Origin of the sequence: Providencia sp. NPDC089933 (assembly GCF_049545585.1) — a bacterium.
Taxonomy (GTDB): Bacteria; Pseudomonadota; Gammaproteobacteria; order Enterobacterales; family Enterobacteriaceae; genus Providencia; species Providencia huashanensis.
In genome coordinates this window covers 40680-54921 of sequence record NZ_JBMWDT010000002.1, presented here as the reverse complement: position 1 = coordinate 54921, position 14242 = coordinate 40680, and the positions used below count along the sequence as shown (strand labels likewise).

Sequence of the window (14242 nt, the reverse complement as noted above, 5' to 3'; positions counted from 1 at the left end):
TCAGTTTTATGCTAAAAAAGAATCAAGCAAGTTGTTTTTATTAACTAACCTAGCTCTAAATACTTTAACTTGTGCTATTAAACCCATAGCCGAGTACAGCTAACAACGCTGTAGTTCAAAGTATGTCGAGTATTTTATTGAGGAATACAAAATTAACCGCCATGAGCGACGATAACTCTTCGAGTAGCGATAACCCTGGTCCTAAGAAAGGGTTTTTTGCACTATTAAATCACCTGTTCCACGGTGAACCTAAAAATCGTGATGACTTAGTCGAATTAATCCGCGACTCTGAACAAAACGATTTGATTGATCCTGATACCCGCGAAATGCTTGAAGGGGTAATGGACATTGCGGATCAACGCGTACGCGATATTATGATCCCGCGTTCCCAAATTGTTACCTTAAAACGCAATCAAACGCTTGATGAGTGCCTTGATGTCATTATTGATTCAGCCCACTCACGCTTCCCTGTTATTAGTGAAGATAAAGACCACATAGAAGGTTTATTAATGGCAAAAGATTTGCTGCCATTTATGCGCACTGACGCAGAACCTTTTAGTATCGATAAAGTCTTACGTCAAGCAGTTGTTGTACCTGAAAGTAAGCGAGTAGACAGGCTACTCAAAGAGTTCCGCTCTCAACGCTACCATATGGCTATCGTCATTGACGAGTTTGGTGGTGTGTCAGGGCTTGTTACCATTGAAGATATTTTAGAGCTTATTGTTGGCGAAATCGAAGACGAATATGACGACCAAGATGACGTTGATATCCGTCAACTCAGTCGGCATTCTTATTCTGTCCGCGCGCTGACGCAGATAGAAGACTTCAATGATGCTTTTAATACACAATTTAGTGATGAAGAAGTTGATACCGTGGGCGGTTTAGTTATGCAAGCCTTTGGTCACTTACCTTCCCGTGGTGAAGTTATCACTATAGACAATTACCAATTTAAAGTTGCCATGGCAGACAGTCGTCGAATTCTTCTGCTTCACGTGAAAATTCCAGATGACGCGCCAGTTCCGACTTTGGAAGAAGAACAGACTTAATGAATTCAACGTCTATTTATCAAAGTCAGCGGTTACGGTTACTGCTGGCTTTACTATTTGGAGCCAGTGGAACACTGGCTTTTTCGCCTTTTGATATCTGGCCCGCTGCACTACTTTCTATTCTTTTCCTTCAATTACTCACCTTACAGCGGACGGTTAAGCAATCTTTTTCGATTGGCTTTGCTTGGGGGTTTGGTTTATTTGGTAGCGGTGTCAATTGGGTTTACGTGAGTATTGCTGACTTTGGTGGAATGCCTGGCCCTGTTAATGTACTTATCGTTATTCTGCTGGCGGCATATCTCTCTCTTTATACCGGTCTATTTGGGGCATTACTCACTAAATTTGCTCCCAGTGCCAATATCTGGCGTTTAGTCTTCCTTGCACCTGCACTTTGGCAGTTAACTGAATTCCTACGAGGTTGGGTATTAACTGGCTTCCCATGGCTCCAATTTGGTTATAGCCAAATTGATGGGCCAATGAAAGCATTAGCACCAGTTTTTGGTGTTGAAATGGTTACCTTGTTGCTATTTAGTATCAGTGGCCTATTAGTGCTAGCGATAATACGCCGCAGTTTTATGGCCTTAATAGCGGCTGCGGTTTTATTGTTTGCCCCCCTACTTGCCAAAAATATTCAATGGTTCACCCCTCTTGAAGCCAAAAAAATGCAAGTCGCTTTAGTACAAGGCAATATTCCCCAATCGATGAAATGGGAAGCCAGCTTTTTACAAAAGACCAAAGACACCTATATGGAGTTATCAAGGCCTTATATAGGTAAAGCTTCACTGATCATTTGGCCCGAATCTGCCGTCCCTTCCGTTGAACTCGATAACCAAGTATGGTTAAAATCCCTCGATCAACTGCTGGCAGGCTCTAATACGCGCTTAATAACTGGAATTGTCGATGCAAGGCCAGCGAATGGTGAGTATGAATTTTTTAATACTATTATCGTATTAGGTGATAAAACGCCGTATCTTTACCCTTCTAAAAATCGTTATAACAAACACCATTTAGTTCCATTTGGCGAGTTTGTTCCCTTAGAGGATATACTACGCCCTATTGCCCCTTTCTTTAACTTACCTATGTCAGGTTTTAGCCGAGGTGATTATCAACAAGCTCAGCTAGCGGTAGGGAATATGCATCTTACAGCCGCAATTTGCTATGAGATAATCTTAGGTACGCAAGTTAGAGATAACTTTAAGCCAGATAGCGATTACTTACTTACCGTATCGAATGACGCATGGTTTGGAAAATCGATTGGCCCATGGCAGCATTTCCAAATGGCTCGAATGCGTTCGTTAGAATTAGGTCGCCCATTACTACGCTCAACCAATAATGGAATTACTGCTGTGATCAGCGCTGACGGGACAATCCAAGATATACTGCCTCAGTTTAAAACAGCAGTACTTGCCAGTGATGTCATCCCGACGACAGGGTTAACGCCTTATGCACGTTGGAGCAATTACCCAATGTGGGCCGTGGTTGTCATCTTTGGCTTACTAGGTTTCACAATGAACCAACGTAGAAAAATTTAATCTGTCATCAGCCTCAATAAGCAAAAATATTGAGGCTGATGAAACTAAGCTAACCAACAAGTAACCCTCGTAAATCTGAGATTTTCACTGTAACAATACAGCCCGCATTAAACTGTAAAAAATCATCTTCTATTCCATCTGAGAAAATAACGCCATTATCAGGCATCAACGATTCAAGCATTAGAGGTGATTCTGTTTCTATCGTGCCAAACACCCATTTCGTGCCCGTTGTTTTACTTAAAAAAGGCTCCCTAACGCTAAATTGCAATTTATTGTCTCCCCAACCAAATCCATTAGAAAGGGGATGATGTGCCACGCCTGTAATCGCTTTAGCTCCAGCTAAAATAGATTGAAACCACCCCGTTGAACCCAACCCTGTTGAAACTATAATTCCAGAAGAAGATTGAAACTCTTTCTCCCCTTTCCAATTCAATAAATAACGCGCAGAGGTATGGCTTTTCGGGCCAATGAACAAGTCATTCACCGCTAATAATGATTGACCATCATTGGTTGTTGCTTGTGCAAAAGTAACTGTTTTTTGCTCTGCCTTGCCTTGTATTGTTTTTTGTACAACTTCCTTTAGTTGGCCTATTTCAAAAGGTAATAATTTGCCATCCCATCTCGCTGGGTCTGGGTTAATCGCAATAATAGGCTGCCCATTCAGGTACTTTAACGTATTGGCAACTAAGCCATCCTGCCCAATCACAACCACAATATCTTGCTTAGAAAATTGGTAACTGGGTAATAGTTTTCTTTCTAATAATTGAAACCTACCTAATGGTTTTAATATTGATTCAGCTTGGATTAATTGCCTCTGATAAAGATCATGCTCATTAAGATAATCATCAACTTCCACATGGTTATGCTCTAAATAGAATTTCGCTTGTGGCCATGTATTAAAGCGTTCAATCAATTCCTGTAAGCGCGTCTTACGTGTTACTAATACAAATCTAGCATTATCCATTCCTTCCATTACTTCCCTCCTTTTTTCATTAGTTGACCAAATAGATCAGGTGATAGATTAAGTTCCCCTATCTTCCCTGCATTTTGAGCCAGTGACTCAAAAGCCATTGCCATTAATTGTTCTGGGTTCATTTTTGCCAGCGCTAGCGCTTTTAAATTTTCAACGGGTAACTGGCTATAGGCTTTCATTTTGGTTTCAATAGCATAAGCATCTGCTTCTGATTGAATACGCTGGTTTCCCACACTGAGCGTGACTAACTCTTGGCGCTTTGCCTCTGCACTAACTTGTGCAACCAACTCTTCTTGCTCTATTTCTGCTCGTTCACGTAATAGCTTACGTTCATTATCAAGGCGAGCTTCTTCAATTTGTTGTTCTTTTGCTTGAACAGATAAATCCGTTTCTAATTCCGCTTCTTTAATCGTTCTTTCTTGTTCAACAGAAAATTTGCGTCTTGCGTAAATAGCATCATCCGCTTCTTTTAGAATTGACTCCCTCGCTTGCGCCTCTAACGCTTTAAGAGTTTCAGGTGAAGGCGCTATTGCAGCAAAAGAGACGTCTAAAATTTCAAGGCCTAATGATTCAATTAGCGTTTGTTCTGCCAGTTGTTGAGTGACTAAAGTCACTAATGATTGGCTAATAAGTAATGCATCACGCAATGAAGTCGTTTGAATTCTGGCTTGGATAATAGTTTGCGCAGCCCTCACTACTCTATCACTCAATTTAAGTGGGTCTTCAGAAGCGTGATTTTTTCCATCTTTAGTTAAATTGAAATTTAATACATTTGCTGTTTTTTCTGGGTTCTTCACTTGAAATGAAATTTGCCCCTGAATGCGTAAACTTTGAAAATCCGCAGTTTGTAAATTAAAAATAAAAGGAGCTTCTTGAGCACTTAACGGTAATGCCGCAATAGATGTCTTATCCGAGTTATACCAAAAACTAATCCCCTTTCCTTGCTTACGCACTTTCCCATTCACTGACTGAATAACAAATGTAGATGAGTCTGCTTTGAAATATTTAAAATTGAACATAGTCCACCTCTCATTAATGTCCTTATGACCTTAAGTAATTATTGTCCTATAGACACAAACAAGTCAAGCATTAAATGTCTTAATGACATTAATTGGCTTTTAGCGTATGATAGCTCTATTGATTTGAGTGCAATTTAAAGTAGGTAACAATATGAATGAAAAAGAATTTTTAGCAGGATATAACAAAAATGAATATCTCTCACCACTGCTGACTGTTGATGCCGTCTTGTTCACATATCATGAAAACACACTCAAAGTCTTATTAGTCGAAAGGGCAAATTTCCCTGAAAAGGGGAAATGGGGGTTACCTGGTGGCTTCGTTGATGAACAAAATGATAAAACTATCGAAGAGACAATCCTACGTAAGCTAAAAGAAAAAACTGGGGTTATCCCGCCTTATGTTGAACAACTTTGTACGGTAGGTAATAAACAACGTGATCCTCGGGGTTGGTCTGTCACTGTCTGTTATACCGCTTTAATTGCTTATCAAGATTGTGAAGCTCATATTGAGACCGTCGAATCAGTAAAATGGGTATCTATTGATGACATCGCTACATTGCCTCTGGCATTTGACCATTTACAACTCTATCAACAGGCTCGTGAGCGCTTACAACAAAAATCACTTTATTCCATCGTACCCGGCTTTGCTTTACCTGACGTTTTTACACTGTCTGAATTGCAGCATGTCCATGAGGTTTTAATTGGTAAGACTTTGCAAAACAAGTCTTTTAGACGTCGTTTAGAACAAGCAGACTTGCTTATCGATACAGGGGAAAAACGCCATGAGCGCGGCCGACCAGCCAATTTATACCGCTTAAAACCCCAATCGGCTGAATACCGTTTTATTCGTAATTTAGAGTTTTAATCATGAGTACGCCTGATAAATAGCGATTATCAGGCGCAATAATAAAGGTTAGAGGCAAATAGCAGGAGTAACAATATAGGTAAAAATTAATTTATTGGATTTATAATAATTATGCGTGATCCCATCAGGGAACATTTCATGTAAAATTTTCATTCCTGCATCCTTACCGCAGTAATTTATATCTAAGACCTTACGCATGTTCTGCTGCCAGCTATTACTCTCTAGCACATTGTCAGGGATCCCTTTGATAGTATATTGATAAAACAACATGCCATTTTTTTCTGTCACCTCTGTTAATAATGTTACATCATCAATCAACATAGGTAATGATTTCGCCATTTCAGACAAAAAAATGCCACGCAGCATTGTCGGGTCATCATCTGACTTGGCATTAAATGCATTGATTTTATCTTCTGTCGAATTGCTTTTAATTTCATCAACGCGCTGTTTTAATTCTGAATTCGCAGTTGCTACAGAAGACGGCTCAGATTTTGCTTTTTCTTCCGTATCAGGCGAGCACCCAGCCATTAATACTGCACCTAACAGTAAGCATACTGTTTTTTTGAACACTACCATCCCATCCACCTATTTTATTATTTATATAGCAGGATGAGTTTACCATAATGATAAATTAAACTTATAGACAGAAAAATCCCCTTTTAACGAGCGAGGGGATCATAAAAATATTAAAATGAGGCTAACCACATACGCATTTTTAAACCATAAGAGCTAGTCCAGCCTGAAGTAAAACTAACTAACTCGCCGTTATCAATTACCATAAACGTCGGTGTTGCACTGACTCCTACCGCATTCGAGAGCTGCCCACTACTGTCATTGATAACAGGGAAGTTTAAATCCTTTTTTTCCATCCCTGAGACTAAGCGAGCCGTTTCACCGGAACGTATGGCAACAGAAATAATCGGCATACCTGATTGATTTAAATCTGAAACTGTTGGCGAAGTTAGATTGCACACACCACACCATGTAGCCCAAAAATAAACCAATATCGGTTTTTCTTTACTTAACTCAGCTAATGAAACCGTTTCACCATTAACTAAAGTATGTTGTTCCAACAATGCAGGGGCTAAAGTTTGTGGTTTACGCCACAAGTCCATTACCGTAAAGGCAACAAACAATATAATGGCTAAAACGATAATTTCTTTAGACCACTTTTTCAGTCTATTCATACGGTTATTAACCTATTTGTTATCAAATAGTACAAATTTAAAGTGTAGCAAAGCAAAGCATTTAATCGAAATTAATGCTTTGTCATTAAGTTAAAATGCTTTCTTTGCTGATTCGCTAATACTTTTCTAAGTCAATCTTAAGCTTAGCTTTATCCCCTAAATAATTCGTGTTGTGGCTAGGCGGCAAGTGAAACTAAGCCCTAGGAGCATACATCAGTATGTGACTAGGGTTAGTATGCCAAACCAACAACGCCACAGCGCGAAGTATAACAAGGATATTATTTGAGCTTAGCCAACTGCTCTTTCACTATCGCTTCAAACTGCTGCGCATCAATAGCCCCTGGGATCATTTCTTCACCGACTAGTGTCGCTGGTGTCCCATTCACTCCCAGTTTTTCAGCTAACATCATGTTAGTACGAATACCTTCACGGCTTTTTTCGCTCGCTTTCAGTTTATCATTACCCGTCGCTTTCAGGGCTTCTTTGATATTCGCATCAGACAGCATGCCTTGCTTTTGCATAAATTTATGATGTAACGCTTCAAACGCCTTTGGATTCTCTTGCCATAATGTCATCGTTAATTGAGCCGAATCCATTGAAGTCTGGCCTTTAAATGGCAGATATTTGATAACCACAGCAACATCATTTGGATATTTTTTCACGATATCCTCTAGTTGTGGGTCAAAACGTTTACAGAATGGGCAGTTAAAATCAGTAAAGTTGACCAAAACTAGCTTCGCATTTTTATTACCTAAAACTGGGCTAGTTGGGTCATTAAATAATGCCTCTTTTTCCATTTTTAGCGTTTCTTTCATCTGCGCTTGTTGCTTCTCACCCTGTTTGGCTTGCAGTGCGACGATCGCCTCTTCTAAAATCTCAGGGTTTTCTACTAACGTATCTCTGACTAACTTACGAACTTGTGCTTCCTGTTCTGCATTTAGTGGCGCGGCTTGTGCCATTGCACCAAACATAAGTGATGAAAATAGAACAGCTAAAATTGTTTTATTCATTTTGTGGCTCCTTTGGCCTGATTCATAACTGATATTAACGACTCACGGTCAAGTATAGTTGACAGTACTTCGCCTTCGGCCAAGTTAGGGCCATAAATTTGATTAAATGGAACAGCTACCTGCCCACGTTTTTGTAAGAAGGCAGTAATTTCTGGTGATGGTTTCGTCCAATCACCACGTAAAGCGACGACGTCAGGCTCACTAAGAAGCTGCTGAATATCATCTCTCAATAACACATTGTATTTATTCGCCTTACAAGTCACACACCATTCAGCGGTTACATCAATAAAGACACGTTTATTATCGGCCAGTGCATCTGTAATTGCCTGCTCAGTTAATGGCTGCCAATCTACACTATCCTTTACTAAAGAACGGCTTCCGGTATGTTGCTCTTGCGTCATCCACACAAAACCAATAGCGAAAACAGCAAATAACAACAATGGCAAGAACGCAGCTCGCACCCCTCTTTTTATCGCAATAAAAACCACCAGCAGTACTAAGAAAATTACCGCTATAGCTGTTGATACTGTGACACCAAAATGAGGAATTAATAAGCTAATTAACCACAAGCTGGAGAGGAGCATCATCACCCCAAGCACAGCACGTAATTTTAGCATCCACATGCCAGGTTTTGGTAATAACCTTGATATTACTGGGAAAGCGGCGATTAATAACCAAGGCAAACTCATCCCGACTCCCAGAGCCGTGAAAATCAACCATAACTCTTCCATCGGGGCGGTAAGTGCAAAAGCAACTGCGGTGCCCAAAAATGGTGCAGAGCAAGGAGTCGCTAGCAGGGTTGCAAAAACGCCTTGCCAAAAATGCCCACTATTTCCATGCCCACCAGCAGTTGCAAGACGAGTGTTGGCCTTACTCCCTAAATTAATTTCAAATAAACCAAATAAATTAGCAGTAAACAGTGCTGTAACTAGCACCATAAAACCAATAAACCATGGGTTTTGAAACTGAATTCCCCAGCCAACGGCTTGTTGCCCAACACGTAACAGCGTCATGAGTAAAGCAAGTAACCAGAAGGAAACTAAAATTCCTAAGGAAGATAATAAAAATTGGCGACGAATGGTTTTTTGTTCACCTTGAGGCACCATCAATACAGAGCCCAGCTTCATCGCAAGCACAGGAAGAACACATGGCATTAAGTTAAGGATTAACCCACCAACCAAGGCAAATACCACCACTTGCCATAAGGAAATTGCACTTCCAGCGCTACTTCCACCAATAGTTCCTGAAAATGAACCAACTTGGCTATTAATTTGCTGAGAAATATCACCATCACTCACAACAAATGAAACAGTTTTACCGGTTAAATCTGGGGATTCCCCCCCCCAATCATCACCAACGTCGATAGTTGCTGTTAAATGCTCCCCTGAGACTTCAATCTCAGGCACCCCTAATGTTGCACCTTCAACAACATCAGTGAAGATATTCGGTTTCCCCCACGAGCTACCTGAATTTTTTTGTAATTCGATAACGAGCTTGTCATGGGCAAAACCAACTTTAGTTTGCTCAACTAAACCACTTGTTGGCGGTACTGCCCCTTTCGCTTGGTTAAACGCCCAAGTAAAATCAGCAGGAACAGGCTCAGTTAAATCGAGCTCAAACGGATAATCCGTTAAAATACAAACGTTACTACAAGTCGATAATGTTAATGTCCCAGCCAGTTTATCTAGTTTTTCAGTACTTTTGACTGTAATAGGGAAAACAACATCCCCCATATAGCCTTGAGTTGATACCCCTGCGACATCAAAACGCCCAGGCGTTGGCCATTGCCAATCGGTGGACTCTACAGGTGATGACCACACAATTTCAGGTGCAACGCCCCCCTCTCCCGGTGAGCGCCAATAAGTTTTCCAGCCATCATCCAGTTTCACATCAAGCAAAATATCGATTTTACCCTGTTCTTGGGTAGAACTGAGTAACCTCACTTGTGCATGCCTTGGGGTGTTATCACTCATCCACCCGTTATTCGCTGGTTGCAACCACCCCGTATCCGCAGCATGAATGCTGCTCGAAAAAAGAGCAAATAAAATTAAAAATGAATTAATCAAAAAACGCATTGTTTCCTCCAGAATAAATTACACAAACAGATCCCTATTTGTTGTGTGCTAATTCCGAAGATTACAAAACTGTAAATGTCGTCTGACACGAGGGGGGGCATGTTTCTCTTCATTGTTAGCTCTAGATATAAATAGATTAGTGCAAAATAGAGTTAATGCAGCTAAAGAAAGAAACATAAAGAAGAATGGTTCAATAACAGCAGGCAACAATGTCATTAATGACTTCGCGCTAAGTTCACAACTGGAAAGTTGAGTACTACTGTTATCACTCTGTTCTATTTGAGGTTGTTCGACATAGCTAAAGCTATACCCGGTAGGGTCTTGCGCCTGTACTAACACATTAGGCACAAAAAAATTGGCGAACAGACGCTCTCCGACAGCACGTTGGTTCATACAAACCAACACCATCAGACAGGCGAGTATCACTAATCCTTTACCTAATTTCAAATGCCTGTTCATGCGTATCTCGGTATATCTTCCTGAAATAACACCAATTATATGGTTTACACGCTAGTAGCAATGATAAAAACCATGCTTTGATTAATACCATTACACCATCTATAAGTTAAATAGAGGTTACATCTTACACAGCAAAACATTCCGTACAAGTATCATCATCTAACTTTACAAAAAAACATTCCTTTTTAGCTCAATGAAAATCTAAACACATCTAAAAGTAGGCACAAAAATTGCTTTATTTTAATCATCGAGTGAAAACGAAATGATTTGCACTCTAACGGTGCATGATTGTCGGATTTAAACAAATTTTAGCCGCTGTTTATCATGTTAGTGCAGCAATTCAAGAAATCGCCAAATAATATGCGAGACAGCTCCCGAAATTGAAACAATTTGTTTTCATTAATTAACAAATTTAATTACTTTTTAACAATAATAAAACATATAGCGGATAATCGCGGCATTGTCTAAATCAGCAAAATATCCGCAAACACAACACAACAAAGCCAAAGTCATTCAAGGGGTATCTAACGGAAGAACAACAGTTTAGCTAACAGCAGCTTTAACCGCAATTAGCCCAACTGACGCTCGCCCGTCAAGATAGCGTTTGAAATACGATGGGTTTACACCGATGGTCTAAAGGAGCTGTAATTATGCGTATAAGTAAGCTTGTATTATCAATGATGATTTTAGGTGCAACCTGCGCTGTTCAAGCAGAAGAGCTAAACGGTACTCTGAAAAAAATCAAAGACAACGGTGTAATTGTTGTTGGCCACCGTGAATCCTCTGTCCCATTTTCCTACTATGATAATAGCCAAAAAGTCGTTGGTTACTCACAAGATTATTCCAACGAAATTGTCGATGCAGTAAAGAAAAAACTCAATATGCCTGATTTACAGGTCAAACTGATCCCGATTACTTCACAAAATCGTATTCCATTACTGCAAAATGGCACATTTGATTTCGAGTGTGGCTCAACCACCAATAACTTAGAGAGACAAAAACAAGCTGCATTCTCTAACACTATCTTCGTGGTCGGCACACGCTTGTTAACCAAAGGCGATTCAGGTGTGAAAGATTTCGCAGATTTAGCTGGGAAAAACGTCGTGGTTACCTCTGGTACCACCTCTGAAATTCTACTCAATCAGTTAAATGACGAAAAAAATATGAAGATGCGCATTATTAGCGCCAAAGACCACGGTGATTCATTCCGTACCTTAGAATCCGGTCGTGCAGTTGCCTTTATGATGGATGATGCGCTGTTAGCGGGTGAGCGTGCTAAAGCTAAAAAACCTGAAATATGGGAGATAGTCGGTACACCGCAAACTGAAGAGGCCTATGGCTGCATGTTACGTAAAGATGACCCTCAGTTTAAAGCTCTCGTTGATGAAACTATCGCCAATGCACAAACATCAGGCGTCGCAGAGAAGTCCTTTGAGCGTTGGTTCAACCAGCCAATTCCACCCAAAAATCTCAACCTGAAATTTACGTTATCCGATGAAATGAAAGCCTTATTTAAAGCACCGAATGACAAAGCATTAAACTAATAAAAAGACAAACAGGGTATTACTGTGAAGTAGATAGTGGCAAGGCGGTCGTTCCCCGCCTTGCATACTTATCGATAACAGTATTCGGGGATCTAATTGCCCACAGGAAGTCAACATTATGTCTATTGATTGGAATTGGGGGATTTTCCTTCAGGAAGCCCCGTTTGGGAATACCACCTATCTAGGGTGGTTAATATCTGGCCTTGAAGTCACCGTTACACTTTCTATTTGTGCATGGATTATCGCATTCTTAGTCGGTTCAATTTTTGGTATTCTACGTACCGTACCTAATCGTTACTTAGCCTTTATTGGCACTGCCTATGTTGAGTTATTCCGTAATGTACCATTGATTGTGCAATTCTTTACATGGTATTTGGTGATCCCTGAGCTGCTGCCTCACTCCATTGGGGATTGGTTTAAAATGGAGTTAGACCCTAACTACCAATTTTTTATTTCTTCAATGTTATGCCTTGGGTTATTCACAGCCGCACGGATGACCGAACAAGTTCGAGCCGCTATTCAATCGCTCCCTCGCGGGCAGAAAAGCGCAGCTCTGGCGATGGGGCTAACTCTCCCACAAACATATCGTTACGTTTTATTGCCGAATGCTTACCGAGTAATATTGCCACCAATGACCTCAGAAATGTTGAATTTGGTCAAAAACTCAGCAATCGCATCAACAATCGGCTTAGTTGATATGGCTGCACAAGCGGGGAAACTACTGGATTACTCTGCTCATGCATGGGAATCATTTACAGCCATAACGTTAGCTTATGTTGGTATTAACGTCATCATTATGATTTTAATGTCGCTACTCGAACGAAAAGTTCGTTTACCTGGCACTATTGGAGGGCGATAAGATGCTTTACGAATTTGACTGGAGCTCAATTGCACCGAGTATCCCCTTCTTAATTGATGGCTTTATTGTCACCGCTAAAATTACACTTACCGCCATTGTCGTCGGGATTTTATGGGGAACAGTCTTAGCTGTTATGCGGCTATCACCTTTCAAGCCTATCAGTTGGTTTGCTGCCTTATATGTTAATACCTTTCGTTCTATCCCGTTAGTCATGGTTTTATTGTGGTTTTATTTGATTGTGCCTAGCTTATTACAAAATGTTCTAGGCTTATCACCAAAAAATGATATTCGTTTAATTTCAGCAATGATAGCCTTCTCCCTTTTTGAAGCGGCCTACTATTCAGAGATTATTCGTGCGGGTATACAGAGTATTTCCCGAGGTCAGGCATCAGCAGCATTAGCTCTTGGTATGACAAATATGCAAACCATGAGGCTAGTTGTATTACCACAGGCTTTCAAAGCAATGGTACCATTGCTACTAACTCAAGGTATTGTCTTATTTCAGGACTCCTCATTGGTATACGTCCTAAGTTTGACGGACTTCTTCCGGACAGCCACTAACATTGGCGAACGGGATGGCACACAGGTGGAAATGGTACTATTCGCAGGTCTGGTGTACTTTATAATCAGTTTTGGCGCTTCCATGTTAGTGAATTATCTTAAGAAAAGGACTGTTTCATGATTACCCTGAAAAATGTATCTAAATGGTATGGCCAATTTCAGGTGCTTACAGACTGCACAACTGAAGTCAAAAAAGGCGAAGTCGTGGTAGTGTGTGGGCCATCTGGCTCTGGTAAATCCACATTAATAAAAACAGTGAATGGCTTAGAACCTATTCAGCAGGGTGAAATTTTTGTGAATGATATTCAAGTTAATAGCAAAAAAACTGACCTTGCAAAGTTGCGTTCTAAGGTGGGAATGGTGTTCCAGCACTTCGAGCTATTTCCGCATCTATCAATTATAGAAAACCTAACATTGGCACAAGTCAAAGTATTAAACCGAGATAAAAAAGCCGCTGAAGCTAAAGGGTTGAAACTCTTAGAACGAGTTGGCTTAACAAGCCATGCGAACAAATTCCCTGCTCAATTATCAGGGGGACAGCAACAACGTGTCGCCATTGCCCGCGCACTTTGTATGGACCCTATTGCAATGTTATTTGATGAACCAACATCTGCTCTTGACCCTGAAATGATCAACGAAGTACTTGATGTCATGGTTGAATTAGCTCATGAAGGGATGACCATGATGGTGGTTACCCATGAAATGGGCTTCGCCAAAAAAGTAGCAAACCGCGTGATCTTTATGGATGAAGGGAAAATTGTTGAGGACAGTAAAAAAGAAGACTTTTTCGCTAACCCACAATCTGAACGTGCTAAAGATTTCCTTGCGAAAATACTTCATTAATTCATCTCAATAATATATCTAAACAACGTGGCAGGGCTCCCTTGGAGTCGCTGTCACGTAATCTTCCATAATTTATCGTCTAACCGCATTTTTCTTAACAACCATGAAAATCAACCGACAAAATATTTCCATCTTATAGATTACTCACCCCGACGAATTAGACTGTACTCACTGCGATTTCACCACGTTATTTACACAAGAATTATGTACACAAGAATTGTTGTGTCGAGGGTTATAATAAAGCGCTATACCGTTGCACCAAAAACGCT

14 protein-coding genes are annotated in these 14242 nt (G+C 40.4%); 7 read left to right on the top strand and 7 right to left on the bottom strand.

Annotated elements, in window-relative coordinates; genetic code table 11:
• Window positions 1–161: 161 nt before the first annotated feature.
• Window positions 162–1046: a CNNM family magnesium/cobalt transport protein CorC gene (gene corC / locus ACPEH5_RS04010; RefSeq protein WP_042848343.1), complete on the top strand. Its 885-nt coding sequence runs from the start codon at window positions 162–164 to the stop codon at window positions 1044–1046.
• On the top strand, window positions 1046–2578 hold the full coding sequence (gene lnt, locus ACPEH5_RS04005; RefSeq protein ID WP_281110675.1) for an apolipoprotein N-acyltransferase: 1533 nt from the start codon (window positions 1046–1048) through the stop codon (window positions 2576–2578). Before corC ends, lnt begins: the two co-directional genes overlap by 1 nt.
• A 49-nt stretch (window positions 2579–2627) precedes the next feature.
• On the opposite strand, the gene ACPEH5_RS04000 is transcribed toward lnt, so the two are convergent.
• Window positions 2628–3551: a sugar kinase gene (locus tag ACPEH5_RS04000; RefSeq protein ID WP_042848345.1), complete on the bottom strand. Its 924-nt coding sequence runs from the start codon at window positions 3549–3551 to the stop codon at window positions 2628–2630.
• Window positions 3551–4570, bottom strand: coding sequence for an SPFH domain-containing protein (locus tag ACPEH5_RS03995; protein ID WP_042848346.1), 1020 nt, complete (start codon window positions 4568–4570; stop codon window positions 3551–3553). Before ACPEH5_RS03995 ends, ACPEH5_RS04000 begins: the two co-directional genes overlap by 1 nt.
• Before the next feature lie 151 nt (window positions 4571–4721).
• Here ACPEH5_RS03995 and ACPEH5_RS03990 point away from each other — a divergent pair, with 151 nt between their 5' ends.
• A complete protein-coding gene (locus ACPEH5_RS03990) occupies window positions 4722–5435 on the top strand; it encodes an NUDIX hydrolase (RefSeq protein ID WP_042848348.1) in 714 nt (237 codons plus the stop codon).
• A gap of 48 nt (window positions 5436–5483) precedes the next feature.
• Here the strand turns inward: ACPEH5_RS03990 and ACPEH5_RS03985 are convergent, their stop codons facing one another.
• The 5 genes from ACPEH5_RS03985 to ACPEH5_RS03965 all read right to left on the bottom strand — a co-directional run bounded on the left by ACPEH5_RS03985 (window position 5484) and on the right by ACPEH5_RS03965 (window position 10166).
• Window positions 5484–6011 carry a hypothetical protein gene (locus ACPEH5_RS03985; RefSeq protein WP_210790194.1) on the bottom strand — a complete coding sequence of 176 codons (528 nt, stop codon included), beginning with the start codon at window positions 6009–6011 and terminating at the stop codon, window positions 5484–5486.
• 110 nt (window positions 6012–6121) lie between these two features.
• Window positions 6122–6622 carry a protein disulfide oxidoreductase gene (locus ACPEH5_RS03980; RefSeq protein WP_042848350.1) on the bottom strand — a complete coding sequence of 167 codons (501 nt, stop codon included), beginning with the start codon at window positions 6620–6622 and terminating at the stop codon, window positions 6122–6124.
• 278 nt (window positions 6623–6900) lie between these two features.
• The gene (locus ACPEH5_RS03975; protein WP_042848351.1) at window positions 6901–7632 is read right to left on the bottom strand and encodes a DsbA family protein; all 732 of its coding nucleotides are present in this window, start codon (window positions 7630–7632) and stop codon (window positions 6901–6903) included.
• Entirely contained in the window at window positions 7629–9707 is a 2079-nt protein-coding gene (locus ACPEH5_RS03970; RefSeq protein ID WP_048606351.1) for a protein-disulfide reductase DsbD family protein, read from the bottom strand. The genes ACPEH5_RS03975 and ACPEH5_RS03970 overlap by 4 nt, the downstream gene beginning before the upstream one ends.
• Before the next feature lie 48 nt (window positions 9708–9755).
• The gene (locus ACPEH5_RS03965; RefSeq protein ID WP_042848354.1) at window positions 9756–10166 is read right to left on the bottom strand and encodes a hypothetical protein; all 411 of its coding nucleotides are present in this window, start codon (window positions 10164–10166) and stop codon (window positions 9756–9758) included.
• Between the two features lie 650 nt (window positions 10167–10816).
• Between ACPEH5_RS03965 and ACPEH5_RS03960 the strand changes: the two genes are divergently transcribed.
• From ACPEH5_RS03960 to ACPEH5_RS03945, 4 genes are all read left to right on the top strand, one after another.
• Window positions 10817–11710 carry an amino acid ABC transporter substrate-binding protein gene (locus ACPEH5_RS03960; protein WP_042848356.1) on the top strand — a complete coding sequence of 298 codons (894 nt, stop codon included), beginning with the start codon at window positions 10817–10819 and terminating at the stop codon, window positions 11708–11710.
• 118 nt (window positions 11711–11828) lie between these two features.
• Window positions 11829–12569, top strand: a complete 741-nt coding sequence (locus ACPEH5_RS03955; RefSeq protein WP_166687230.1) for an amino acid ABC transporter permease — start codon at window positions 11829–11831, stop codon at window positions 12567–12569.
• A 1-nt stretch (window position 12570) separates the two neighbouring features.
• Entirely contained in the window at window positions 12571–13251 is a 681-nt protein-coding gene (gltK, locus tag ACPEH5_RS03950; RefSeq protein WP_042848358.1) for a glutamate/aspartate ABC transporter permease GltK, read from the top strand.
• Complete coding sequence (locus tag ACPEH5_RS03945; RefSeq protein ID WP_042848359.1) at window positions 13248–13973, top strand: amino acid ABC transporter ATP-binding protein; 726 nt, start codon at window positions 13248–13250, stop codon at window positions 13971–13973. Before gltK ends, ACPEH5_RS03945 begins: the two co-directional genes overlap by 4 nt.
• Window positions 13974–14242: the final 269 nt, after the last annotated feature.